Origin of the sequence: Bradyrhizobium diversitatis (assembly GCF_016031635.1) — a bacterium.
GTDB classification, from domain to species: domain Bacteria; phylum Pseudomonadota; class Alphaproteobacteria; order Rhizobiales; family Xanthobacteraceae; genus Bradyrhizobium; species Bradyrhizobium diversitatis.
Window position 1 is genome coordinate 49,303 of record NZ_JACEGD010000020.1, and the last position, 24,634, is coordinate 73,936.

25 protein-coding genes and 1 tRNA gene are annotated in these 24,634 nt (G+C 63.6%); 13 read left to right on the top strand and 13 right to left on the bottom strand.

Translation table 11 applies throughout. The features are described 5' to 3' along the window. Positions 1-381 precede the first annotated feature (381 nt). From H1B27_RS22445 to H1B27_RS22465, 5 genes are all read left to right on the top strand, one after another. Positions 382-816 (top strand): phasin, encoded by a 435-nt coding sequence (locus H1B27_RS22445; RefSeq protein ID WP_197967557.1) that lies wholly within the window; start codon positions 382-384, stop codon positions 814-816. Between the two features lie 302 nt (positions 817-1,118). Then, a tRNA-His gene (locus H1B27_RS22450) sits at positions 1,119-1,195 on the top strand. A 687-nt stretch (positions 1,196-1,882) separates the two neighbouring features. Then, positions 1,883-2,347 carry an Xre family toxin-antitoxin system antitoxin gene (locus H1B27_RS41045; RefSeq protein WP_197967558.1) on the top strand — a complete coding sequence of 155 codons (465 nt, stop codon included), beginning with the start codon at positions 1,883-1,885 and terminating at the stop codon, positions 2,345-2,347. A 9-nt stretch (positions 2,348-2,356) separates the two neighbouring features. Further along, on the top strand, positions 2,357-2,830 hold the full coding sequence (locus H1B27_RS22460; RefSeq protein ID WP_197967559.1) for an RES family NAD+ phosphorylase: 474 nt from the start codon (positions 2,357-2,359) through the stop codon (positions 2,828-2,830). Positions 2,831-2,893: 63 nt separating this feature from the next. Further along, positions 2,894-3,352, top strand: a complete 459-nt coding sequence (locus H1B27_RS22465) for a GNAT family N-acetyltransferase (RefSeq protein ID WP_197967560.1) — start codon at positions 2,894-2,896, stop codon at positions 3,350-3,352. A gap of 225 nt (positions 3,353-3,577) precedes the next feature. On the opposite strand, the gene H1B27_RS22470 is transcribed toward H1B27_RS22465, so the two are convergent. After that, a complete protein-coding gene (locus H1B27_RS22470; RefSeq protein WP_197967561.1) occupies positions 3,578-3,985 on the bottom strand; it encodes a nuclear transport factor 2 family protein in 408 nt (135 codons plus the stop codon). A 682-nt stretch (positions 3,986-4,667) separates the two neighbouring features. Between H1B27_RS22470 and H1B27_RS40855 the strand changes: the two genes are divergently transcribed. Together H1B27_RS40855 and H1B27_RS22475 are read left to right on the top strand one after the other, a co-directional pair. Beyond that, on the top strand, positions 4,668-4,802 hold the full coding sequence (locus H1B27_RS40855) for a hypothetical protein (RefSeq protein ID WP_283808228.1): 135 nt from the start codon (positions 4,668-4,670) through the stop codon (positions 4,800-4,802). Between the two features lie 548 nt (positions 4,803-5,350). Further along, on the top strand, positions 5,351-6,601 hold the full coding sequence (locus H1B27_RS22475; RefSeq protein WP_246515613.1) for a vanadium-dependent haloperoxidase: 1,251 nt from the start codon (positions 5,351-5,353) through the stop codon (positions 6,599-6,601). A gap of 142 nt (positions 6,602-6,743) precedes the next feature. On the opposite strand, the gene H1B27_RS22480 is transcribed toward H1B27_RS22475, so the two are convergent. Together H1B27_RS22480 and H1B27_RS22485 are read right to left on the bottom strand one after the other, a co-directional pair. After that, positions 6,744-7,667, bottom strand: a complete 924-nt coding sequence (locus H1B27_RS22480) for an HpcH/HpaI aldolase/citrate lyase family protein (protein WP_197967563.1) — start codon at positions 7,665-7,667, stop codon at positions 6,744-6,746. A gap of 2 nt (positions 7,668-7,669) precedes the next feature. Beyond that, complete coding sequence (locus H1B27_RS22485) at positions 7,670-8,836, bottom strand: CaiB/BaiF CoA transferase family protein (protein ID WP_197967564.1); 1,167 nt, start codon at positions 8,834-8,836, stop codon at positions 7,670-7,672. A gap of 527 nt (positions 8,837-9,363) precedes the next feature. On the opposite strand from H1B27_RS22485, the gene H1B27_RS22490 reads away from it, so the two are divergent. Then, positions 9,364-9,699: a hypothetical protein gene (locus tag H1B27_RS22490; RefSeq protein WP_197967565.1), complete on the top strand. Its 336-nt coding sequence runs from the start codon at positions 9,364-9,366 to the stop codon at positions 9,697-9,699. Positions 9,700-10,038: 339 nt separating this feature from the next. After that, entirely contained in the window at positions 10,039-10,716 is a 678-nt protein-coding gene (locus H1B27_RS22495; RefSeq protein ID WP_061880428.1) for an AAA family ATPase, read from the top strand. Between the two features lie 159 nt (positions 10,717-10,875). Here the strand turns inward: H1B27_RS22495 and H1B27_RS22500 are convergent, their stop codons facing one another. From H1B27_RS22500 to trxB, 5 genes are all read right to left on the bottom strand, one after another. Further along, positions 10,876-11,022 carry a hypothetical protein gene (locus tag H1B27_RS22500; protein WP_197488731.1) on the bottom strand — a complete coding sequence of 49 codons (147 nt, stop codon included), beginning with the start codon at positions 11,020-11,022 and terminating at the stop codon, positions 10,876-10,878. Positions 11,023-11,151: 129 nt separating this feature from the next. Further along, entirely contained in the window at positions 11,152-11,301 is a 150-nt protein-coding gene (locus tag H1B27_RS22505) for a hypothetical protein (protein WP_165935876.1), read from the bottom strand. A gap of 169 nt (positions 11,302-11,470) precedes the next feature. Next, positions 11,471-12,379 carry a 4-hydroxy-tetrahydrodipicolinate synthase family protein gene (locus tag H1B27_RS22510; RefSeq protein ID WP_197967566.1) on the bottom strand — a complete coding sequence of 303 codons (909 nt, stop codon included), beginning with the start codon at positions 12,377-12,379 and terminating at the stop codon, positions 11,471-11,473. A 445-nt stretch (positions 12,380-12,824) separates the two neighbouring features. Further along, positions 12,825-13,748, bottom strand: a complete 924-nt coding sequence (locus H1B27_RS22515) for a LysR family transcriptional regulator (protein WP_028178742.1) — start codon at positions 13,746-13,748, stop codon at positions 12,825-12,827. A 4-nt stretch (positions 13,749-13,752) separates the two neighbouring features. Continuing rightward, positions 13,753-14,718 carry a thioredoxin-disulfide reductase gene (trxB, locus tag H1B27_RS22520; RefSeq protein ID WP_061880430.1) on the bottom strand — a complete coding sequence of 322 codons (966 nt, stop codon included), beginning with the start codon at positions 14,716-14,718 and terminating at the stop codon, positions 13,753-13,755. Between the two features lie 267 nt (positions 14,719-14,985). Between trxB and H1B27_RS22525 the strand changes: the two genes are divergently transcribed. Beyond that, positions 14,986-15,465 (top strand): Lrp/AsnC family transcriptional regulator, encoded by a 480-nt coding sequence (locus H1B27_RS22525; RefSeq protein ID WP_028178740.1) that lies wholly within the window; start codon positions 14,986-14,988, stop codon positions 15,463-15,465. A 152-nt stretch (positions 15,466-15,617) separates the two neighbouring features. On the opposite strand, the gene greA is transcribed toward H1B27_RS22525, so the two are convergent. From greA to H1B27_RS22540, 3 genes are all read right to left on the bottom strand, one after another. Beyond that, on the bottom strand, positions 15,618-16,091 hold the full coding sequence (gene greA, locus H1B27_RS22530) for a transcription elongation factor GreA (RefSeq protein WP_035710309.1): 474 nt from the start codon (positions 16,089-16,091) through the stop codon (positions 15,618-15,620). 214 nt (positions 16,092-16,305) lie between these two features. After that, positions 16,306-19,770 carry a carbamoyl-phosphate synthase large subunit gene (gene carB / locus H1B27_RS22535; RefSeq protein WP_061880431.1) on the bottom strand — a complete coding sequence of 1,155 codons (3,465 nt, stop codon included), beginning with the start codon at positions 19,768-19,770 and terminating at the stop codon, positions 16,306-16,308. Between the two features lie 403 nt (positions 19,771-20,173). Beyond that, positions 20,174-20,875 (bottom strand): class I SAM-dependent methyltransferase, encoded by a 702-nt coding sequence (locus tag H1B27_RS22540; RefSeq protein ID WP_061880432.1) that lies wholly within the window; start codon positions 20,873-20,875, stop codon positions 20,174-20,176. A 114-nt stretch (positions 20,876-20,989) separates the two neighbouring features. Between H1B27_RS22540 and H1B27_RS22545 the strand changes: the two genes are divergently transcribed. Beyond that, positions 20,990-21,511, top strand: a complete 522-nt coding sequence (locus tag H1B27_RS22545) for a Dps family protein (protein ID WP_197967567.1) — start codon at positions 20,990-20,992, stop codon at positions 21,509-21,511. Between the two features lie 110 nt (positions 21,512-21,621). Here H1B27_RS22545 and H1B27_RS22550 read toward each other — a convergent pair whose 3' ends face one another. Further along, positions 21,622-22,143: a hypothetical protein gene (locus H1B27_RS22550; protein ID WP_197967568.1), complete on the bottom strand. Its 522-nt coding sequence runs from the start codon at positions 22,141-22,143 to the stop codon at positions 21,622-21,624. 146 nt (positions 22,144-22,289) lie between these two features. Between H1B27_RS22550 and H1B27_RS22555 the strand changes: the two genes are divergently transcribed. Beyond that, entirely contained in the window at positions 22,290-22,505 is a 216-nt protein-coding gene (locus H1B27_RS22555; protein ID WP_061880434.1) for a hypothetical protein, read from the top strand. Positions 22,506-22,551: 46 nt separating this feature from the next. On the opposite strand, the gene carA is transcribed toward H1B27_RS22555, so the two are convergent. Next, positions 22,552-23,742, bottom strand: coding sequence for a glutamine-hydrolyzing carbamoyl-phosphate synthase small subunit (gene carA / locus H1B27_RS22560; protein WP_197967569.1), 1,191 nt, complete (start codon positions 23,740-23,742; stop codon positions 22,552-22,554). Positions 23,743-23,888: 146 nt separating this feature from the next. On the opposite strand from carA, the gene H1B27_RS22565 reads away from it, so the two are divergent. Beyond that, positions 23,889-24,599 carry an alpha/beta fold hydrolase gene (locus H1B27_RS22565; RefSeq protein WP_197967570.1) on the top strand — a complete coding sequence of 237 codons (711 nt, stop codon included), beginning with the start codon at positions 23,889-23,891 and terminating at the stop codon, positions 24,597-24,599. Positions 24,600-24,634: the final 35 nt, after the last annotated feature.

Sequence of the window (24,634 nt, forward strand, 5' to 3'; positions counted from 1 at the left end):
TCGCTGAGAGCTCCGACGAAGGTGCGCTCCGCTTGCGGGGGAGGGTTCGGGAGAGGGTGTCTCGACAGCGAAGACTCTCCCGCAAGCAAGCGGAAGAGGTGAAGAGCCACCTGCCCAACACACCTGACTACCTCAACCCCCGGTTCCCCCGACCGGGAACCTCGCCCTAACCTAGATTAAATTTCGCGGCGCACCGTCGTGGCGCATTGCGATGCACAATGTTGACATGATAGGCAATTATAGTGCTGGGCGCTGGGCGAGCCATCTCATTCGTTTCGCGTTTCCAGACTTTCGTACCCGCTGAATGCGAGGGCCCGCGATCGGGGCCGGCGGGCGCGCCAGAAGGCTCACTCGATTTTTTCATTAGCGTGAGGGACAACCATGACAGGTGCGACTGATCCGTTTTCTGCCTCGATCATTCCGTTCGAGGTTCCCGAGCAGATGCGTGCGTTCGCCGAGAAGGGCGTGTCGCAGGCCCGTGAGAACTACGCCAAGTTCAAGGACGCCGCCGAGACCCACAACGGCACCGTCGAGGCCGTCTTCACCTGCGCCAGCAAGGGCGCGAGCGAGTACACCGCCAAGCTGGTCGAGTTCATGAAGGCCAATTCGAGCGCCCAGCTCGACTTCGCCCAGCAGCTGTTCGGCGCCAAGTCGCCGACCGAAGCGATGGAGCTGTGGACCGGCCACGCCCGCAAGCAGTTCGAGACCTTCCAGTCCCAGGCCAAGGAACTGGTCGAGCTCAGCCAGCGCGTCGCCAATGAGACCGCCGAGCCGATCAAGGCCAGCGCCTCGAAGTATTATCCGTCCGCCGCCTGAGCGATCGGACTGGCATTGACGACGAAACCCGGGCCTGGCGTCCGGGTTTTTTCTTTGGAAATAGCGCTGCGGGCGAATTCGCCTGGGGTTCAATCGACGCTCGCCAAGACCTCCGACCACCTCTCCCAAAGGGAGAGGTGAAGAACGGAGCCGATCAACCTCATTTTCTTGCGCCGGAGACGGGCAAATATCGGGTTTTGCGGCCTTGCCAAAAACGCCTGTTGCACCTAGTTTCCGCCCCGTCCAGCCCCCTCGGTGATCGGCCCTTATCAAGGGCGCCCGAAGCGGCGGCTCGCCAGGATGCAGTTGTAGCTCAGTTGGTTAGAGCGCCTGTCTGTGGAACAGGAGGTCGGTGGTTCGAGCCCACCCAACTGTACCAGCTTCTCATTGGTAAGCCGGCCAACCGAGAATCTTGGCTCTTTCTTTGACTTAGCTCGAAGGAAGATTTGAATTCCTTGGCTCTACCGCCAGGTTCGAACCCGTTCTGCTGCATCGGGGGGAGCATGAGAACAGTCATGGCGATAGGCTTCGCTCTGGCTGTATCTGGAAGATTAAGCGCGCTTTTGCCGCCTCGGAATTGCAGCAACAGTGAGCGGCAGCAGGGACCATCGCCCGCATCATTCCGATCTTTTCGTCATCAGTTTTCAAAGCGTAAGACCCCTGGCATCGCCGGCTACGATGACAGTGCACGAACCCCGGGGCAGGAGCGCCTCAGTTCCTCGGAAATCCTGCTTGAAGCCACTGGCCCATATGCTTAAATGCCACTTGGCTGCACTCTTCAGGCACTTGGCACAGCGCTATTGAGCGGGCTCCGATGAGAAAGAATGAACGTACCGGCAAAGGCGTTGGTTCAATCGTTTCGCGAGGTCCTCGTGCCCCCGGCTCGTCAACCGACAAGCAAATTAAGTCGATTGCGGCATCGGCCCTGACGCAGCGACCTGGCCGCACGTCGTCGTCAAGGCCTGCGCACAAATCCCCTCCCGGCAAGCGCCAGCTGGCAAAGCCCGCACGTCTGTCCGCCGCCGAGCCGGAGCAGACCTATCAAGCGCAGCCCGGCGCCACCGTCGTGCGTGGGCATTTCGATGCGGTGACCGGCCTCTCGACCGTCACGGATGCGCCTTCGCTCCAGTTTGCCGGTCGTGCGGATGAAACGGGGCCCTCGGCCGAGTTGTTCAATGTCGTCATCGACGCCAACCATCTGTTTCGCATCGAGCCCGCCGCGCTGAAGCGTCTCGCCAACTACAGCGACGACGAAATTTTCGCGCTCGTCGTGCCGAAGCGGACGCTCGCGCGGCGACTATCGGATGGCGAGCCACTGACGGTCGAGGAGACCGACAAGGCGGTGCGGCTGGCGAGGGTCGATCGTCTCGCCGCCAACGTGTTCGGCGAGCCCCAGAAGGCGCACCGCTGGCTCCGCAAGCCCAAGAAAGCGCTTCGCGGGGAGACGCCGCTTGCCTACCTCGCGACGGAGGCAGGCGCGCGTGTCGTCGAGGAGATGTTGCAACGGATCGATCACGGCATCCTCAGTTGAGGATCTGGTGTGAGGATCTGGCGAATCTCCAATTTCGACGATCTATCGGGCATCGGCGGTTTGAAGGCCGACGGACGCTGGCATGATCGCGGCCGACATGTGGTCTACGCCGCGGATCATCCGGCTTCGGCGCTGCTCGAAGTGATGGTGCATCTGGAAATCGATTTCGAGGATTTGCCGACGAGCTACCAGCTGCTTGGCATCGACGTGCCAGATGACCTCGCCGTCGAAACGGTAAGCCTGGTCGACATCGAGAAGATTTCACAGGATTGGGCCGATGATCCCAGGATGACACGTGGTATGTTGCGGCCCTGGTTTGACGAGGCGCGCACCGCGGTGGCGTCGGTGCCATCGGTCATTGTGCCGTTCGCGCAAAACTATCTCATCAATCCCAAACACAAGGACGCATCGCACATCCGCATCGCACATGTCGGGCGCTATCCCCACGACCTGCGGCTTTTCGGGCAAAGGACCGGCGTCTGAGTGTATCTGGCCGTAGCATCTGATAACATGCCAGGTAAAGGAATGCCCCCGGATGTCGACCCCATGACCGAAGCCATTGTCCGCTCTGCGGCGGAACGCGATCTGCCCGAGGTGTTGAACCTTTACCTGCATCTTCACCCGCACGATCCCCCGCTGGAGGCCGCCACTGCCGAGCGCGTCTGGACGACTCTGGTGTCCTCCAGCTTCATGACCGTGATCGTGGCGCAGGCAGCCGAAGCGCTTGTAGCTTCGTGTACGCTCGCGATCGTACCCAACCTGTCTCGCGGCGCGCGGTCATACGGGGTGATTGAGAATGTCGTTACCCATGCCGACTACCGCAGGCTCGGCCTTGGCCGACGGGTTCTCGCGCACGCGCTCGATCTTGCCTGGCAAGCCGACTGCTACAAGGTTCTGCTGGCGACAGGTTCGAAACGGGAGACGACGCTGCGCTTCTATGAGGGGGCGGGCTTTCTTCGTGGCGGCAAGACGTATTTCGAAGTGCGCCGTCCTTCGTCAGGTTGAGCTTCTCGCCGCCTTAAGCGCGAGGTCGTCCCGCCCCATCGTATCGCCCGTCAGGGATTTATCGCCTCAATCTGCGCCGTGTCCGCGTGTGAATGCAAACCCGTCGGGCCCCATGTGCAAGTGCTCACCCCGCCACACCCACACTACCACCGGCAACGTCACCGCCGCCGGCATCGCGAACGCCGCGCTCCTCACCAACCGCGGAGACGATTCGACCCAGCTTCATCACGCGGAGACCATGGCCTTGACCTGCGCAGTATCCGCAAACTCGATCAGCTCGACGATCTTGCCATCCTGAATTTTGAACAGATCGAGGATCTCGGTCCGCGTGGTTTGCCCCGTGGGACCGTATCGAACGTCTACGCGGGAATGGATGGCGACACGATCCCCGTCAACCAGCTCAGCCACGATCTCGCGCCGTTCGAAGCGGAAGTCTTCGATCAATTGACTGAAGACACCACGAAGGTTCGGGTGTCCGTGCACGCTGCCCGTCAATTCGAGCGCGTTCTTGTCGCCCTTCAAACTGAACAGACCGTCGGGATGAAAAGCGGTCACCAAGCCTTCGGTGTCACCGCCGTCACGTGCGGCGTAAGCGCTCATGACCAGTGCGAGCATGTCTTCGCGTTGTCCCATGTTACCCTCCCTGCAACACGTATCAGGGCAGCCTAGCGACCTTTGCGTGTAAAGGCAAAAGCACAAGATCCATGGTGCAGGTGCTCAGCGCGCCACGAAGCAGGATCGTTCGTTTTCGTTCCCCAGCTTTGGCAGAAAACGGCGGCCAGCACCGGTGAACCTTTTGATCACCCCAAGTGTTTGTAGCCGAGGCAGGACGAACAACGCTGAGGAGCAGAGATATGAACGGAATTATCTATCTGGTCGGACTTGTCGTCGTGATTGGCGTAGTGCTCTCGTTCCTGGGCCTGCGGTGATTGGCAATTTGGGCGAGGCCGAGCGGCGTCGACCGTAAAGCCTCACCTCACCACGCCACCACCCACACCACCACCGGCAACGTCACCGCTGCCATCAGCGCCACCGCGCCCCATTACGGCGACAGTGCACGAAACTTCACAACATCGGGCGACATCGATTTTGTCACCGCAACCCCCGTAACCCCGCGCAGAACTATGCGAGCCGCTTGAGTGTCCCGGAAAGTCTCCACGCTCTCCTGAACACTTATATCCAAGCCGCGCGAGCGAATTGTGGGCCGGCGTTCGGCTGGACAAATTCGCCGTTTGGAGTAGCCTTTTCAGACACAGCAACATGTTAGCGGAGGTTCTCCGTGGAACATCGCGGCGTAAGCTTCTCGATCGTTGAAATGAGCTACCCGGCTGGTTGGAAGTGGACGGTCGGAAAGGGCCGAACAGTGTCGGTCGGTGTCTGTGCGACGAGGCTCGACGCGATCCGCCAGGCTCGGACCTTCATCGACGCGATCATGGACTGGGCTGCCTAGGCTCAAGTCAAAATGCTCACCTTCGATTGGTCATGCCGGGCACCGTAAACCCAGCAGCTGAGTTTCTGTCGGCGCGGCGCTACCTCCCTCCCGCCACCACCCACACCACCGCCGGCAGCGTCGCCGCAACCGGCAGCGTCTCCAGCGCCATTGCGCCCGACACCGGGTTTACCAGCCGCTGATACTGCCCTGCGGCCGGCATTGCCGCAAGCCGGAGCGGCACGCATCACCAAAATGCTCGGCCGCGCGCTCTTCACCTCGCGCGAAACAAATCGCTTGATCAGCGCCGCCAGCAAGCGCGAATGCGCAAAGGATGTGATGATCGTTCGAGGACTGCCGAGATTGCAGGTCGTGCATCAGGTAAGCCAGTCGATCTTACTCTTTCGGGCGCAGCCTCCAACTCTTTTTCGACAAAAGCGAGGACGGGTGTAAGCTGTTTCACAGCAGCCGGCTTGCTGCACTCTTAAGATCGTTCTGCACTTCTACGCTCTTGCGCGGCTCGTCCGCACAAGATGTCGCTCTCTGTTGAAACAACGAGGAGCATGAAGATGAAGACGTTTCTTGCAACGAAATCTCCATTTCTGATCGTCGCCACTCTTGCAGTCTGCATCGGCACTGCGCGTGCCGATGTCATCATGGACTGGAACGCGAAAGCAGATGCGATTGCCGCTGAAAAGAAAGTGCTGCCTGTGCCACAGGCCCGGACGATGTCGATGCTTCACGTTGCCATGTTCGAGGCCGTCAACGCGATCGACAGGCGATACACTCCATACAAGCTGGATCTCGTGGCAGACCGATCCACGTCCAAGGAAGCCGCAGCATCGACTGCGGCTTACAACATTCTTCTGACGATCTATCCGGACCAGAAAGCTGCCCTCGATGCGGCATTGATTGCATCGCTTTCCGGCATTCCGGACACGGAGGGAAAGGCGAATGGAATCGAGCTTGGAAAGATGGCCGCTTCCGGCGTGATAGCCTTGCGCAGGGATGACGGCAGTGACGTCCAGGAGACTTATCGTCCCTATACGGCCCCGGGGGCCTATGTGCCGACCGTGGTGCCGATCGGCACGACGGCTGGAAGAATGTTCCCTTGGGTCATGACATCGGTCTCACAATTCCGTCCAGCGCCACCACCGACGCTTGATTCCGAGACCTGGACCAGAGACGTCAACGAAATTCGGGAGCTCGGCGCTCGCAACAGCACCACCCGAACGGCAGAGCAGACCGCCATCGGACGAGTCTGGTTTCTGGTCGGGCCTCCCAGCTTCAATCCGATCGTCCGGCAGGTCGCCTTGGCCAAGCAGTTGGACGTCGTTGACTGCTCGCGCCTCTTCGCCCTCACTGAGATCGCTGCGAACGACGCAATCGTTGCCGTCCTTGATGCGAAGTATCACTACAACTTCTGGCGGCCTGTAACGGCCATACGCAACGCGGACATCACGCACAATCCGATGACGCCACGCGAACCGTCCTGGTTGCCGCTGGGTGAAACGCCGATGCATCCCGAATACCCCTGCGCTCACTGCATCGTATCGGCGGCGGTTTCCACGGTTCTCCGGTCCATCACGGGCGACGAGGTCGGAGAGCTAACGATGACCAGCCCCACTGCGCCAGGGGTGACTCGTAAATGGACCAAGCTCCAGGATTATAGCGATGAGGTCGCCAATGCCCGCATCTATGCCGGTTTCCATTACCGTTTCTCGACAGAGGTCGGAAAGGACATGGGCCGTAAGATCGGTGACTTGACTGTCGGGACACAGCTTCGCGGGCTGGAAGCGCGAGCTGAACCGAAGCAGTAAACCGCTTCGCAGCCTCCTCAGGATGAGGCTCAACGGCATTGGTGCCCATCGAAACTGCCGCTGCGCACTCCGTCCTCATCCTGAGGGCCCGCGAAGCGGGCGTCTCGAAGGATGCGCCGCAGGGGACTCGACCCCAATGCCGCTACGACCCCAACCCAATAATCCTCCGCGCCATCCGCACATTGGCATAGTCGATCATCTTGCCGTCCAGCGTCACCGCGCCCTGGCCTTGCGCCTCAGCCGTCTCCATCGCCTCGACCACCCGACGCGCCTGGGCCAATTCCTCGGCCGACGGCGTGAACGCGCGCAGCGTCGGTTCGATCTGGTCGGGGTGGATGACCTGCTTGCCGTCAAAGCCCATCGCGGCGGCCTTCTGCGCGCTGGCCTCAGTCAGCCTGGCGTCACGGAATGCGCCGCAGGGACCGTCGATGGCGCGCAGGCCGCACGCGCGGGCGGCCACGAGCAGGCGCATCATGGGATAGGCGAACAGGTCGAGCGGCGCTGTGGCGTAGCCGCTTTGCGCCGAGCCAACGTGGCGGTAGCCGTCCGGCGAGATTCCGATGTCGGAGGTGCGGGCGCCGAGCGAGGCCGCGAGATCGCCGACGCCGAGATGCAGCGCGGCGACGCTGTCGTGCGCAGCGGCGAGCGTGTCGACATTGACGAGGCCGAGTGCGGTCTCGATCAGCAGTTCGAGCGTAACAGGCGCAGCGCGATCCGGCGCGGCGGCGCGCAGCTGCTCGGCGATGGCGGCGATGTCGCCGGCGCGCTCCGCCTTCGGCACGATCACCGCATCCAGCCGCGGCAGTGCCGCCAGCGTGCGGATCTCCTCTGCGATGAACGGGCTGTCGACGGCGTTGAGCCTGACCGTAACGCGCTTGTTGCCCCAGTCGAGCGAGGACAGCGCGCCGGCGGCTTCCCCCAGCGCAACGCCTTTCTCGGCGGGCGGCACGGCGTCCTCGAGGTCCATGAACACGGCATCCGCGCCTGACGCCGCCGCCTTGGCGACGAGGCGGGCGCGATGCGCGGGAACAGCCAGATAGGCCCGGCTCGGGCGCTGCAAAGCCATCGTCACGTCTCCCTGGCCAGGCCGAGTTCGGCGAGGATGGCCTCGTTGTGCTCGCCGACATCGGGCACCGGATCCATCCGCGGCGTCACGCCGGGAAGGGTCAGCGCCGGCAGGAAGCTCATCACCGGCCCGCTCGGCGATCCCACGCTCTGCACGCGCCCGCGTGCATGAAGCTGCTCGTGCTTCAGGAAGGCCTCGACCGAGTTCAGATGCGCATTGGCGATCGCGGCGTCATCCAGCAGCCGCAGCACCTCTTCGCTGGTCATGGAGGCGAAGCGCTGCTCGATATGCGCCTGCAGCTCGTCGCGGTTCTGCATGCGCAGCGGATTGGTGCGGAAGCGCAGGTCGTCGGCAAAGCCGGCATCGCCGAGGACGATGCGGCACAGCGACCGCCATTCCCGGTCGTTCTGGATGCCGAAGAAGATGGTGTTGCCGTCGCCGACCCGGAACGGGCCGTAAGGCGCGATCGTCGCATGCTTTGCGCCGGTGCGCGGCAGCGGCCGGCCGGTGCTCTCGGTGTAGAACGCGGGATAGCTCATCCAGTCCGTGATGGAATCGAACAGCGAGGCCTGAAAGGCCGTGCCCTTGCCGGTCCGCTCGCGGGCGTACAGCGCCATCAGCACGCCGTTCAGGATGTACATGCCGGTTGCGATGTCGACTACCGATAGCCCGACCTTGGCGGGCTCCGCCTCGGTGCCGTTGACCGCGAGCACGCCGGCCTCGCACTGCACCAGCAGATCATAGGCCTTCTTGCTGCTGTAGGGGCCGCCGGTGCCATAGCCCGAAACGTCGCAGGCGATGAGGCGCGGAAATTTTCGCACCAGCGATGCCGCATCGAGGCCGAGCCGCTCCGCCGCGCCGGGCGCGAGGTTCTGGATGAACACGTCGGCGCGCGGCAGCAGCGCGTCGAGCACCTTGCGGCCGCCCTCGCTCTTGAGGTCGATGGCGAGGCTTTCCTTGGAACGGTTGGTCCAGACGAACTGGCTCGATAGGCCGTTCATGACATGATCGTAGTCCCGGCAGAAATCGCCGCTTCCGGGGCGCTCGATCTTGATGACACGCGCGCCCCAGTCCGCCAGATGCCGGCTGGCCAGCGGCGCGGCGATGGCCTGTTCGAGCGAGACAACCGTTACGCCCGCGAGCGGCAGTTCCGCCTCATTCCCATCCATGCGATCGCCTCCACTCCCGCCAACGCTTTCGACCGGCGCAGGAGACAGGCCGACCACCCCACGCGCATCCTTTTTTGATGATGCCATCATGCCCCTGTTTTGCCCGACAAGTCAAATTCGGATTCGCTAAATCCTAAGAACGGAAATGCCGAGGGATTGCCGTCACTTGGCTACTGTGCATGGGGTTGTTTTCGCAGTTTGTGTTTGGCGGGCTCGGAAACTGGTCGAGGTGACCCACGCTCTCTTCCGGCGCACGACTGTCATCCTCCGCGAAAGCGGGGGATCCAGTACGCCGCGGCGTCTCGTGGAACATTCGGTGTCTCTGGAATACTGGATCCCCGCCTTCGCGGGGATGACGCCGATGGGCGGAAACGACTCCGCATCACACGGAGTCCTTGCCCTCTCTGGTGCCAGAGCCCGGCCCCTGTTGCCGAGACCGCACACGTCGCGGCTTTCGCATCTGCCCTCGTTGCCAACGCACCTCCGTTCACCCACTATTCCCAAGGACTCATCACGTGGGGACATCGATGCCGGCATTTCGCTTCAAGACGTCATTGGCCGTTGCAAGCCTCTCGCTTGCCCTGGCCGTCCTGGCCCTGCCGCGCCCCGGCTTCGCCTACACCCAGGAGGAGCAGCAGGCCTGCTCGCCGGATGCGATGCGGCTGTGCAGCGAGTTCGTTCCGAACGTCGATGCCATCACCGCCTGCATGATCAAGAAGAAGTCGCAGCTCTCGCCACAATGCCGGGTGTTCTTCCGCCCCGGTCCCGAGCCGGGCGAGGCCCGCGCCGGCAAGCCGACCAACATCGCGCCCAAGAAGAAGCCGGCGCCGAAGGTGGCCAGGAAGAAATCCAGCGAAGGCTGAGCGCGGACGCCGGCTTCGCGACAGCCACTGGACTCCTTTTGTTCACGCGAGGCCGCGCGAGGCGTGCGGCCATGACAGCCCCGGGCGACGGAAAAGAGGCGCCCGCAGGTTTGCCCGGCAAGGTTGCGTTGTCCCGCTTGTTGCTCAAATAACGCACAAATGCCCGCGCGAGCGGTGTTTCGCCTGGGTCCGCGTCTCCGTCCGGCGATGCAGTGTGACTCAAAAGCCAACACGCCTTGTTATTTCGTGGCCGTAACGCAACCCCTGATAAATTTTTCTTTCCCGAATCAGCGCGCTGATTCATTTTCACGGCCTGGGGTCAATCTGGAGGCCGAAGGTATGAACGTTATTGTTTTTGCATCGCGTAAGGGCGGCTCGGGCAAGAGTACCCTGGCTGCACATCTCGCCGCGCAGATCAAGGCGAGCAAGCAGGTCATGCTCGTGGATGCGGATCCGCAGGGCTCGCTCACGCTGTGGCACAAGCTGCGTGGCACCAACGAGCCGCCGATCAAGGCTGCCGTGAACTCCGTCAGCGGCATCGTCTCCGCCGCCAAGCGCGACGGCTATGAATGGGTGTTGATCGACACGCCGCCGAACCTGTCGGCCGTCGTCGACGACGCGATCAAGAACGCCACCATGGTGGTGATCCCCGCCCGTCCCGGCGTGTTCGACGTCAACGCGGTGCAGGAAACCATCCAGATGTGCCGCGCCGCGCGCAAGCCCTATGCGGTCGTGCTCAACGGTGCGCCGGCCAAGCGCGACGAATCCGAAAGCCCGATCGTCACCATCGCCCGCGAAGCGCTGGCGAAATTCCGTGCTCCGGTGTGGGGCGGCCAGATCACCAATCGTTCGGACCTGCTGATGGCGCTGAGCCACGGCGAGGGTGCGCGCGAGTATCAGGCCGAGAGCCGTGCAGCCCAGGAGATTGCAAGGCTGTGGGCTGCGATCGAGCGTTCGGTCAAGGCTATTCGCGGCACGGCGTCGGCTTCCGGCGCAATGCACAAGCAGGCAGCTTAATTTTCATTGTTCATTCCCCGGACGACAAACGCGCGGACAAGCCGCGCGTTTTGCGTTTCTGCCTGGCCCGTCATTCCGGGATGGCGCGCACGCGCCAGACCCGGAATCTCGAGATTCCGGATTCGCCCTTCGGGCGCTCCGGAATGACGGGATGAAACCTCACGCCACCATCAGCATGTAGAACACGATGACCGGCGACAGGGTCAGGATCACCGACCAGATGCCGGCGGCCCAGAGAATGTCCTCGGTGGTAAAGGCCTGCTGTCCGGCGTCGTAATGCGACGCCAGTTCATTATGATTATTCACAAACGCCTCCGCGATTTCTTCGCTTATGGGCGTCCGTGTTAGCGGGGATGTTTTAAGATCCGGATCGCAGCTGTCCCTGCTTTTTGAACACAGGCGCTACCGCGGGTTAACCATCCCGCGCCGCGTCCGTCAGCCGACCAGCCAGAGGCGAAACAGCAGCACCGGCATCAGGCCGAGCATCACCGCCCAGAACCCGAACGACGACACCACCAGAATTCCCTGCAAGAGATCGGCCGGCGCGAATTGCCGCGCGGCCGTCGGCCGGATGCGATGTCCCATGGTCATTCCCCCTCTGTAGGTCCCGGAGGGTAGGCGCGATTGTGTAAACGAGCCGTGGATGCGCCATGCGGCAACAGCGAAGGCCGTTGATGCGCGGTTAACCACAGTCTCCTCTTGCCCTCTCCAACAAGCGGAGAGGCAGCGCAGCGAGCGCGTTGAGAGAGAGCCGCTACGCCGCGACCTTCGTCCGCCGCTCGATCTCGCGATCGATCGCGGCTGCGAGCTCGCTGCTCACTTCAACCATCGGCAGGCGCACTTCGGGGCTGTCGATCAGGCCGCTGCGCCAGAGCCAGTACTTCGCCGGCGCGGGGCTCGGCTCGGCGAACAATAGCCGCGTCAGCCCGGCGACTTCGTTCCAGCGCGCCAGCGCAGCATCATGATTGCCGCGCTTCAGCTCGGCATGGACGGCTGCGAACGTCGCGGTCTCGACATGGGCCGACAGCACGATGCCGCCGTCGGCGCCGTCGCTGAGCGCCTCGAAATAGTTGGCATCCTCGCCGGTGAGCACGCGGAATGACTTGGGACGGTCGCGCAGCAGCGCGATCGACTGCTCGCGGCTCGCGCCGCAATCCTTCAGCCCGACGATGTTCCTGTGCTCGGCGAGCCGCAGCAGCGTCTGGTTGGTGATGTTCACGGAGGTGCGATAGGGGATATTGTAGAGCGCGAGCGGCCATGCCGCGTGGTCGGCGAGCGCCTCGAAATGCGCCAGCAGCCCGCGCTGCGACGGCCGCACATAGTAGGGGCTGGCGATCAGGTAGCCGTCGATCGGCCAGTCCGCGGTCTCGTCGAGGCGCTCCTTCAGCCGCGCGGTGTTGGCACCCGAGAGCCCGAGGCAGATCGGCACGATGCGGCCGCTCGCCGCCATCTCCTCGCGCACGACGGCGACGAGGCGTTCGAGCTCGGCCTCGCGCAGCGTCATGCCTTCGCCGGAGGTCGCGCCGAGGATGAAGCCGTCGACGGCGCCCGCGCCGTAGTGCCGTGTCAGCCGCCGCAGCGATCTCTCGTCGAGCGCGCCGTCCTGAAACGGCGTCACCAGCGGCAGCCACAGCCCGTGCAACTGATCTTCAAGTCCGGTCATGTTCCATCTCCTTCCAGGGAAGAAGCCTGAGACGGAGGGCACATGAAAAAACCCCGTCCAGGCGGCGGGGTTTTCGGGATTTGCAGCGATGACGAAGTCAGCTAGTGCGCGCAAAAATCCGAGGTCCCCGGATGGGGACCTTTTTTCGAGACGACTGCGCACGACTTCGTGATCATGCGCAAATGATGCGAGGTATGCCTGGAACTGTCAATACACGCGGAGGGTGAAGGCCGGATGCGACAGAAAAAAAGCCGGACCCGAAGGGCCCGGCTTAGGTATTGGCCACGTGAGGCCGACACAATCACCTTCCAAGAGGGATTACTGAACTCCCGCGCCACTGGAGGAGGGGGACAAATGCGCAACGCGAAGGCTCAGCGTGCAAACATTATGGGCTTGGCCAGCGTCATGCAGCAACAGCCGAGGCCGCATGTCAGTCATGCGGAAATCAGGACGGCCAGCGCTGCGCCTTGCTCACCACGAAGTCGCGGAACACCTGCACGCGCGCGACCGTCTTCAATTCCTCGGGATAGACGAAGTAGGTGTCGAGCTGGATCGAATCCGACTCGCCGAACAGCTGCACGAGTTTGTTCTGCTCCTCGACGAGATAGTCCGGCAGCGCGGCGATGCCGAGGCCCTGCTGACAGGCGCGCACGAGACCGAGGATGTTGTTGACCTTGAAATAGGCTTCGCGCGGGCCGGAGCCGTTGCGTCCGGCTTCGATCAGCCAATTGCGATTCTGAAGATGCGGCGCGAAGCTGCCGTCGCTCAGCGTGATGATGCGGTGGGAGTCGAGCTCCTCCAGCGTGCGCGGCGTGCCGAAGCGCTTGATGTATTCCGGCGAGCAATAGGCGTGGAAGCCCATCGCGAACAGCTTGCGCTGGATCAGGTCCGGCTGCGTCGGCTTGCGGGTGCGGATCGCGACATCGGCCTCCCGCATCGACAGATCGAGCTCCTCGTCGGTGACGATCAGCGAGATGCGGATCTCCGGATAGAGCGCGGTGAACTCGCCGAGCCGCGGGATCAGCCAGTTGATGCCGACGCCGGGCGTGGTGGTGATCTTGAGGTCGCCGCTCGGCCGCTCGCGGCTGTCGGTCAGCTTGGCGCGCGCCGCCTGCAGCTGCATGAACACGTCATGCGCGGTGCGGAAGAGCAGGTCGCCCTGCTCGGTGAGGATCAGGCCGCGGGCGTGGCGGTGGAACAGCGAGACCGAGAGCTCCTGCTCCAGCGCCGAGACCTGGCGCGACACCGCCGATTGCGACAGGCCGAGCTGCTCGCCCGCATGCGTGAAGCTGCCCGCTTCCGCCGCAGCGTGAAACACCTTCAGCTTGTCCCAATCCATATCCGTAAATCCGTCGCGTGTTCGAGGCATGATGTTATTCCGCTGCCGCGCGCTCGCTGGCGCGAAGGGCCAAGAAACGTTCGGCTTCGAGTGCGGCCATGCAGCCGAGGCCGGCGGCCGTCACGGCCTGGCGATAGGTTTCGTCGGCGACGTCGCCGGCGGCGAACAGGCCGGGCACCGAGGTGGCGGTCGAGTTCGGGGCGACCTCGACATAGCCCGACGGTTTCAGCTTGACCTGGTCCTTGACAAGCTCCGTCGCCGGCGCGTGGCCGATGGCGATGAAGACGCCGTCCGCCTTCACGTCCGTGAGCGCGCCGGACTTGACGTTCTTGAGCCGGACATGGGTGACCTTGTTCGGGTTCTCGGTGCCGCAGATCTCGTCGACGGCCGAGTCCCAGATCACCTTGATCTTCGGGTGCTTGAACAGGCGTTCCTGCAGGATGCGCTCGGCGCGGAAGTGATCGCGACGATGCACGATGGTGACCTGCGAGGCGTGGTTGGTGAGGTACAGGGCTTCCTCGACCGCGGTGTTGCCGCCGCCGACCACGATCACGTCCTTGCCCCTGTAGAAGAAGCCGTCGCAGGTGGCGCAGGCCGACACGCCGCCACCCTGGAACTTGGCTTCGGACGGCAGCCCGAGCCAGCGCGCTTGCGCGCCGGTGGCGAGGATCACGGTGTCGGCGAGATAGACGTCGCCGCTGTCGCAGGTGAGGCGGAACGGCCGCTGCGCCGTCTCCAGCCTGGTAACCAGATCGGTGACGATCCTGGTGCCGACATGGACCGCCTGCTTCTCCATCTGCTCCATCAGCCAGGGGCCCTGGATCACGTCGGCGAAGCCCGGATAATTCTCGACGTCGGTGGTGATGGTGAGCTGGCCGCCGGGCTGGATGCCCTGGATCAGGATCGGCTCGAGCATCGCCCGCGCGGCATAGATCGCCGCCGTGTAGCCGGCGGGGCCGGAGCCGATAATGACGACCTTTGCATGAACAGGAGCGGACATTTCGATGGACGCCTTTTCACGGGGGATTTGCAGCGCGGGCGCGGAAGGTGCCGGGAGGCCTCGCGGAGGCGCTGAAATATCAGAGCTAATCTAAGCCTTCTGGTGAGCTATGCAAGAATTGCATTCCCTCTCGGCGGATTTTTCCAACAGGGAACAAAAGTCGATTGCGTTGCACGCGCAATAAAATTGCGCTGCCCGTGCCGACTGGGCTATGAGGATTTCGACAAACCATCCAATACCGCTGCAAAGGGCAGGAGTTCCAATCACGTGTCGCGGAACCTAGACGAGATCGACCTGAAGATTCTCACCGAGATTCAGGCCGACGGTCGAATCACGAATGTCGAGCTGGCCAAGCGCGTCGGCATCTCGCCGCCCCCCTGCCTGCGCCGTGTCCGGGCGCTGGAGGAGGAGGGCTACATCCACGGCTATCGGGGCCTGCTCGACGCCCGCAAACTCGGCTTCGACGTCACCGTGTTCGCGGCCGTGCACCTGTCCAGCCAGGCCGAGGCGGATTTGCGCGCTTTCGAGGATTTCGTCCGCGCCGAGCCCCTGGTGCGGGAATGCTGGATGCTGTCGGGCGAGGTCGATTTCATCCTCAAATGCGTTGCGCCCGACATGGCGACCTTCCAGGATTTCGTCACGCACCTGACGGCCGCGCCACATGTCCGCAACGTGCGGACATCATTGGTGCTGCACAATTCGAAGTATGAAGCCGCCGTGCCGCTGGACGTGAAGGGACGAAGGTAGATTTTCCGTTCTCGTGCCCCGGACGCAGCGCTCCGGGACAGGAAGAGATGCTGCTGCTCCACGCTCCGTCATAGAGAGCGACACGCAGATACGAAAAAGGCCGCGCGTCGCGCGGCCTTTTGAAGACATCGTCGTACGCAGGCGGCAAATCCTTACCGCCACTCCACCTTGGTGATCTCATACGCCTTGGCGCCGCCGGGTGCGTTGACTTCGACGGTCGATCCCTTCTTCTTGCCTATCAACGCGCGCGCGAGCGGCGAGGTGATGGAGATGCGGCCCTTCTTGGCGTCGGCCTCGACCTCGCCGACGATCTGCCACACCGTCTTCTTCTCGGTGTCCTCGTCGACCAGCGTCACGGTGGCGCCGAACTTGATGGTGTCGCCGGAGAGCTTGGAAATGTCGATGATGTCGGCGCGCGCGAGCTTGTCCTCGAGCTCGGCGATGCGGCCTTCATTGTGGGACTGCTCTTCCTTCGCGGCATGATATTCCGCGTTTTCCGACAGGTCTCCGTGCGAGCGCGCCTCCGCGATATGCTCGATGATCCGCGGACGGTCCACGGACTGGCGCTGCTTCAATTCTTCCCCGAGCGCGACAAAGCCGGCCTGGGTCATCGGAACCTTTTCCATCGTCTCTCTCGTCCTTCGATCGTGCGCCCCAAACGCGGATGGGCGCCGCAACCTTGATTCGTCAGTGTTTCCGGAGCCCAACGCAGGGACTGCCAGACGTTGACAGATATGGGCTTTTAGCGCCGGAACAGAACCACCACCTGGCCGGACAGTTCCTCCGGCCATTGTGGCTTCATCGCCAATCACTTAGCAGCGGCTTCGCCGGAGCTAGCGATCAGGTTTCCGAAAAGTAGCTCTGCAGGGTACGAACCTCAAGGTCCCCGCCCAAATAGGCGCGGATGCCCTGCGCGGCCGCCACGGCCCCGGAAAGAGTGGTGTAATACGGCACTTTATGCAAGAGGGCCGCGCGCCGCAGCGAACGGCTGTCGGCCAGCGCCTGCGGGCCTTCGGTGGTGTTGAAGACGAGCTGGACGTCCCCGTTGGTGATGGCATCGACGATGTGCGGCCGCCCCTCCAGCACCTTGTTCACCTTTTCGGTCGGGATGCCCTGGTCGGTCAGGAAGCGCTGGGTGCCCGAGGTCGCCAGCACCTTGAAGCCGAGCGAGTGCAATTCGCGAACGGCCTCGGCGATGCGCGTCTTGTCGCTTTCGCGCACCGACACGAACACCGTGCCCTTGCGCGGCACCCGCGTGCCGCCGCCGAGCTGGCTCTTGGCGAAGGCCACCGCAAACGAACGGTCGATGCCCATGACCTCGCCGGTCGAGCGCATCTCGGGGCCGAGCACGGTGTCGACGCCGGGGAAGCGCGCGAACGGGAAGACCGATTCCTTGACGCCGACGTGCTTGAGCCTGGCCTTCTTCAGCTTGAAATCGGCGAGCTTCTCGCCCGCCATGATGCGCGCGGCGATCTTGGCGACCGGCGTGCCGACCACCTTGGCGACGAACGGCACCGTGCGCGAAGCGCGCGGATTGACCTCGAGCACGTAGATCTCGCCGTCCTTGATGGCATATTGCACGTTCATCAGGCCGACGACGTCGAGGCCGAGCGCGAGCTCGCGGGTCTGGCGCTCCAGCTCCTCGATCATCTCAGGCTCGAGCGAGTGCGGCGGCAGCGAGCAGGCGCTGTCGCCGGAATGGATGCCGGCTTCCTCGATGTGCTCCATGATACCGACGATGAACGTGTCCTTGCCGTCGGAGAGGCAGTCGACGTCGATCTCGGTCGCGTCCGACAGATAGCGGTCGAACAGCAGCGGGTTCTTGCCGAGCACCGTGTTGATCTGCCCGGTCTTGTCGTTCGGATAGCGCGCCTTGACGTCGGCCGGCACCAGCTCCGGCAGCGTGCCGAGCAGATAGTCGTTGAGCTGGTTCTCCTCGCGGATGATCTGCATGGCGCGGCCGCCGAGCACGTAGGACGGGCGGACCACCAGCGGCAGGCCGAGGTCGGCGGAGACGAGCCGCGCCTGTTCGACCGAATAGGCGATGCCGTTCTTCGGCTGCTTGAGACGAAGCTTGTCGAGCACGCGCTTGAAGCGGTCGCGGTCCTCCGCGAGGTCGATGGCGTCCGGGGAGGTGCCGAGGATCGGCACTTCGGCGGCCTCCAGCGCGCGCGCCAGCTTCAGCGGCGTCTGGCCGCCGAACTGCACGATCACGCCGTGCAGCGTGCCCTTGCTGCGCTCCTTCGCGATGATCTCCAGCACGTCCTCGGCGGTGAGCGGCTCGAAATAGAGCCGGTCGGCGGTGTCGTAGTCGGTCGACACCGTCTCCGGATTGCAGTTGACCATGATGGATTCGTAGCCGGCGTCATGCAGCGCGAAGCAGGCGTGACAGCAGCAATAGTCGAACTCGATGCCCTGGCCGATGCGGTTTGGACCGCCGCCGAGAATGATGACCTTCTTCTTGTCGGACGGCGTGCTCTCGTCGGCAGGGGCGCCCGCAAACGGCGCCTCATAGGTCGAATACATGTAGGCGGTGGGGGAGGCGAACTCGGCCGCGCAGGTGTCGATGCGCTTGTAGACGGGGCGAACGCCGAGCGCGTGGCGCTTCGCCGTCACCTCCGCTTCCGTCGTCTCGGCGAGCACGGCGAGGCGTGCATCGGAGAAGCCCATGGCCTTGAGCGTGCGCATGCCGAAGGCGTTGCCCGGCAGGCCGTTCTTCCTGACCTTCTCCTCCATGTCGACGATGCCGCGCATCTCGCCGAGGAACCAGGGATCGATCTTGCAGGACTTGAAGATGTCCTCGTTCGACCAGCCGAGCCGCATGGCCTGGGCGACCTGGAGCAGACGGTTCGGCGTCGGCGTGCCGAGCGCGGCGCGGATGGCGTTCTTGTCGTCGTCGCGGCCGAGGCCCTCGATCTCGATCTCGTCGAGGCCGGTCAACCCGGTCTCGAGCCCGCGCAGCGCCTTTTGCAGGCTTTCCTGGAAGGTGCGCCCGATCGCCATGACTTCGCCGACCGACTTCATCGACGTGGTCAGCGTGGTCGAGGCGCCCGGGAATTTCTCGAAGGCGAAGCGCGGCACCTTGGTGACGACGTAGTCGATGGTCGGCTCGAACGAGGCGGGCGTGGCGCCGCCGGTGATGTCGTTGGCGATCTCGTCCAGGGTGTAGCCGACGGCGAGCTTGGCGGCGACCTTGGCGATCGGAAAACCGGTGGCCTTAGAGGCCAGCGCGGAGGAGCGCGACACGCGCGGATTCATCTCGATGACGACCATGCGGCCGTCTTCGGGATTGACGCCGAACTGCACGTTGGAGCCGCCGGTCTCGACGCCGATCTCGCGCAGCACCGCCAGCGAGGCGTCGCGCATGATCTGGTATTCCTTGTCGGTCAGAGTCAACGCCGGCGCCACCGTGATGGAATCGCCGGTGTGCACGCCCATCGGATCGAGGTTCTCGATCGAGCAGACGATGATGCAATTGTCGTTCTTGTCGCGCACGACCTCCATCTCGTACTCTTTCCAGCCGAGCACGGATTCTTCGATCAGCACTTCGTTGGTGGGAGACGCATCGAGGCCGCGTTCGATGATGTCGAGGAACTCTTCCTTGTTGTAGGCGATGCCGCCGCCGGTGCCGCCCATGGTGAAGGAGGGGCGGATGATCGCGGGCAGGCCGATCTCGGACAGTGCCATCATCGCCTGTCCGAGCGCATATTCCTGATAGCGCTTGCGCCGGTCGCCTTCGCCGAGTGTCCATTGCCGGTCGTGCTCTTCGAGCGCCGCGCCCGACAGCTTCTCGCGTTCGGCTTGGTGTTTGTCGCGGAACGACTTCTTCAGCTCGGACGCGTTGGCGAGCCGCGACTTCGGCGTCTGCAGCCCGATCTTCTCCATGGCATTGCGGAACAGCTGGCGGTCTTCGGCCTTGTCGATCGCGTCGGCGGTGGCGCCGATCATCTCGACGTCGAACTTCTCCAGAGTGCCCTGACGGCGCAGCGACAGCGCGCAGTTCAGCGCGGTCTGTCCGCCCATGGTCGGCAGCAGCGCGAAGCCGCCGGGAATGACGTGACGTTCCTTCTCGATGATCTTGGCGACGATCTCGGGCGTGATCGGCTCGATATAGGTCGCATCGGCCAATTCCGGGTCGGTCATGATGGTGGCCGGGTTGGAATTGACGAGGACGATGCGATAGCCCTCTTCCTTCAGCGTCTTCACCGCCTGCGTGCCCGAATAGTCGAACTCGCAGGCCTGGCCGATCACGATGGGACCGGCGCCGATGATCAGGATGGTCGAGATGTCGGTTCGTTTGGGCATCACCGCTCACGGGCTGGAATCTGGGCACAAAAAAAGGGCGCGCTTGCCGCGCGTCCCCATTTGGCGAGAGCGCGGGGTCTCCCTCGCGCGCGGGTGGGTCTTAGACCAGTTTTAGGGGCGGCGAAACCCCGAAAAATGCCCATCAACCGGCAATTTTCAGGGGTTTGGGGGGCAGTCCGCCGAGCGCGCCCAGCTTCGCCCTTCGGGCTTCGCCGCGGCAGCCTTCGCCACGATAGGGCTTGCCGAGCCGAAGCTGGCGGAGCCAGCGAAGGCTGGAGACCCGGCCTGGATTTGAACCAGGATGAAGAGCGATGCACCGCCCCCGCGTAGACACTTCCGCCACCGGGCCGCGGCGATTATGTCCGATTGCAGTGCGACAAGCTACAACGGCTAATTGTTATGCTTAACGAACCAGAGGTGGCCGGGCGATGAAGGTCATGCGCCAGCGATTGTGGCCGATATTGCCTTGGGCGCGCTGGACCGCGAATCCGGCCGCCTTCAGCTTGGCGGTGATCTCGTCCTCGCTGTAGCGCTGCAGCCCGATTTTCGAACGCAACTGCCGGTAATCCGACAGCGCGGTGCTGATCAGCCCGATCAGCGCGTCCTTCAGGAAGCCATGGCGCAGGCCGAAGCCGAGCAGCGCCATCACGTCCCTGCCCATGCCGACATTGGGCTGGAGAATGTCGCCGAGCACCAGCTTGCCGGAAGGCTTCAGGATACGGCGGATGTTGAGGAGGGCGGCGTCGAGCTCCTCCGGCGTCATGTATTGCGCGACCGAGTTCATCACCACGAGGTCGATCGACTGGTCCTGCATCTTGCGGATGTCGTCGAGCGAGCGGACGCGGATCTTGGTGTTCGGGGCAAACCGCGCGATCAGCCGCCCACGCACGCCCGGCGCAGGCTCGGCCAGAATCAGCTTGCCGCAGGCGGCCGCCACCTCGCTCGCCGACAGCGCTTCCCCACAGGCATAGTCCAGCACCGTCGCATCGGGCGAGGGGATGTAGCCGATGATGTCCCGCGCAATGATCTGGAAGTGCAGGTCGCGATGCAGCTTGCTGACATAGATCGTATGCGTCGAGTCGTAATAATCGATCCAATCGTCCATGCTATTCAAAGGTCCCGGCCAAACGGTTCCGATGGAGGAACCGGCGCTGCCCGCCTTGCGTTAGGGGTGCGACGGCGTGCCGTCAATGTCCGCGTCCTAACAGGAAGGTCTCCCGTGAGCAAAACCAGCAAGGTCTCGCCCGATCTCGATACCCCCACTGACCTGTCGTCCGATGGGGTCAAGAAGGTCTCGGAGGCGCTCAACGTGCTTCTGGCCGACGCGTTCGCGCTTTACCTCAAAACCAAGAATTTCCACTGGCACATCAGCGGGCGCCACTTCCGGGATTATCATCTGCTGCTCGACGAGCAGTCCGACCAGATCTTCGCCACCACTGACCAGCTCGCCGAGCGCGTCCGCAAGATCGGCGGCGCCACGCTGAAGTCGATCGGCCAGGTCGCAAAGCTCCAGACCATCAAGGACAACAACGAGGACTACGTCCCGCCGCGCGAGATGCTGCGCGAGCTGATGCAGGACAACAAGCACGTCGCCGCCGCGATGCGCAAGGCGCACGAGGTCTGCGACGAGGCCGGTGACGTTGCCAGCGCCAGCATCCTCGAAAACTTCATCGACGAGACCGAGCGCCGCACCTGGTTCCTGTTCGAGGCGACGCGGCAGGAAGGTGCGAACGAGGCGTAGCAGGGATCCTTGGGTGGGTTAGCCAAAGGCATAGCCCACCACGTCTGTCTCGGCGGAACGGAAGAGGTGGATTGCGCTTTGCTAATCCACTTGCGGCACCGCTTTTGCGGCTACCGCCACAGCCGCATCAGCGCGCCATCCTTGCCCGTCACCGGATCGGCCGGCGGCAGCGCGACTTGCGGAATCGTCTTCAGCGCCTTGGCGTGGTTGTCCGGCGTCGCCCTCGTGATCTCCATCCGGCTTCCCGGCGGATAGGCGCCGATCACGCAGAAATCATCGCTCGCCTGGATGCGCTGATGCCCGGTGCCGGCCGGCAGGATCGCGACGTCGCCGGCCTTGATCTGAAGCTCCTGGCCATGATCGCCGCCGAAACGGACGCTTGCACTGCCGCGCGCGACGCCGAGCACTTCGTGCACCGTCGCGTGATAATGCAGATAGCCGTAGACGCCGTTGCGCCACGTCCCGCCCCAGCCATTGCGTTCGAACAGGTCTTCGTTGGTCTCTTCCGGATGCTTCGGATCGAGCTTCACCGCGCCCTGGTAGACCAGGAACGGAAGGATGTTGTTCGGCACGAGGCCATCGTCTTCGAACACGATGGCGAGCGGCTCGGCATTGTCGCGGACGACGGACATGGGGGCCCCTAACTGGCAACGGACCGGAATCAAGAGAGCGCAGGCCCTCTTGTTCCTCACGACACTCCATATGCCGGCTTGACCGAGATCAAGGCGCTGGCGGCCAATGGCGGGCACGCAGATCGAAGCGAAGGAGGGGGAACGCCATGTACGCATCCGACGTTGCGCAGCGTCATTTTTCGGCGGCCGTCGACGAGGCGGAGACGGCCGGCCTCGGGCACGAAGCCGTCTGCCGGGCGTTGCTCGGTTTGGTGATTTCGAAATATCTGGAGACGAGGTCGGTCGCCGACATCCAGGCAGAGCTGCGCTTCATCGCCGAGAACTGCGATCCCGACACGGATTTCATGTTCATGCGTCCGTGACAGAGCCCCACCCCGGCGGACTCGTCCGCCGGGCGATCTTGTCGCCTTACGCGCTTTTTCTCTGCCGCATCAGGTCGGCGAAGCGCTTGAAGAGATAGTGCGAGTCGCGCGGGCCCGGTGAGGCCTCCGGGTGGTACTGCACCGAGAACACCGGTTTGCCGTCGAGCTGGATGCCGCAATTTGAGCCGTCGAACAGCGAGATGTGGGTCTGCGTCGCGCCCTTCGGCAGCGTCGTCTCGTCGACGGCAAAACCGTGGTTCATCGAGGTGATCTCGACCTTGCCGGTGGTCTCGTCCTTGACGGGATGATTGGCGCCGTGATGGCCCTGGTGCATCTTCTTCGTCTTGGCGCCGACGGCAAGGCCCAGCATCTGGTGGCCAAGGCAGATCCCGAAGGTCGGCGTGCCCGACTTGATCACGTCCCGGATCACAGGCACGGCATATTTGCCGGTCGCAGCCGGATCGCCCGGGCCGTTGGACAGGAACACGCCGTCCGGCTTCATCGCCAGAATGTCCTCGGCTGAGGTCGTCGCCGGCACCACCGTCACCTTGCAGCCGACCCCGGCGAGCAGGCGCAGGATGTTGCGCTTGATGCCGTAGTCGATCGCGACGACGTTGAATTCCGGATTCTCCTGCCGGCCGAAGCCTTTGTCCCACAGCCAGGGCGTCTCGTCCCAGCTGAAGCGCTGGCCGGAGGTGACCAGCGGCACGAGATCCATGCCCTCGAGGCCCGGCCATTCGCGCGCTTCTTCCTTCAGGCCATGCAGATCGAACTCGCCGGTCCTGGAATGCGCGATCACGGCGTTGGGCATGCCCTTGGAGCGGATCAGCGCGGTCAGCGCGCGGGTGTCGATGCCGGAGAGACCGATGATGCCGCGCGCCTTCAGCCAGCCGTCGAGATGCTTGGTGGCGCGGTAGTTCGAGGGATCGGTGATCGCGGTGCGCAGGATCACGCCGCGCGCGCCCGGCGTCGCCGCCATGTTCACCGTCTCGATGTCGTCCTCGTTGATGCCGACATTGCCGATATGCGGGAAGGTGAAGGTGATGAGCTGTCCGGCATAGGAAGGATCGGTGAGGATCTCTTCATAGCCGGTCATCGCGGTGTTGAAGCAGACTTCACCGACGGCGTGGCCTTCGGCGCCGAGACCGAAGCCCTCGAGCACCGTACCGTCGGCAAGCACGAGGAGCGCGGTCGGTTTGTGGTCCGGCCAAGCGGTATCGTTGTCATGTTGTGTCATGAGCCCGCTTCATAGTCCCCGCAGGCGCCGCCGTCAAAGCGGAGAAGCGCCGATTCACATGCGTTTTTGCATATTTGACAGCTCGTCTCGGGCACTTAAGCTCGGCCGCACAATTTCCGGCAATTTCCTGGGCTTGCGAGGCAATAATGGACCAGACCACCCCGATTCTGCTGGTTCCGGGGCTGGCCTCCTCGGCCCGGATCTACGCCCCGGTGATCCCGCCGCTATGGCAGTTTGGCCCCGTGACGATCGCCAACCACATCCGCGACGACAGCATCGCGGCGATCGCCCGCCGCATCCTCGCCGAGGCGCCGCCGCGCTTCGCCCTCGCCGGCCATTCCATGGGCGGCTACATCGCCTTCGAGATCATGCGCCAGGCGGGTGAGCGCGTGACCAGGCTTGCGCTGATCAACACGCAGGCGCGGCCCGACACGCCGGAGGCGACCGCGCGCCGATATGCCCAGATGGAGCGCGCCAGGCGCGGCGAGCTTCGCGCCGTCCGCCAGGAGAGTTTTCCGGAGCTCGTGCATCCGTCGCGGCGCGATGATGCCGATATTCTCGCGCTCGTGCATGCGCAGGACGAGGACGTCGGCGTCGAAGGCTATCTGCGGCAGCAGACCGCGATCATCGCACGGGTGGATTCGCGCCCGACGCTTTCAGCCATCAGGTGCCCGACGCTGGTGCTGACGGGCGATACCGACAACACCATCCCGAACGCACTCTCCAAGGAGATGGCCGAAGGCATCGCCGGCGCCAGGCTCGTGATCCTGGATCGTTGCGGGCACCTGCCGCAAGCCGAACAGCCGGAAGCGACAGTGCGGGCGCTCACCGAATGGCTCGGAACCGAGGTTGTCTGAAGGCCACGAACGGCCTAGATCAGGCGTCGGATATT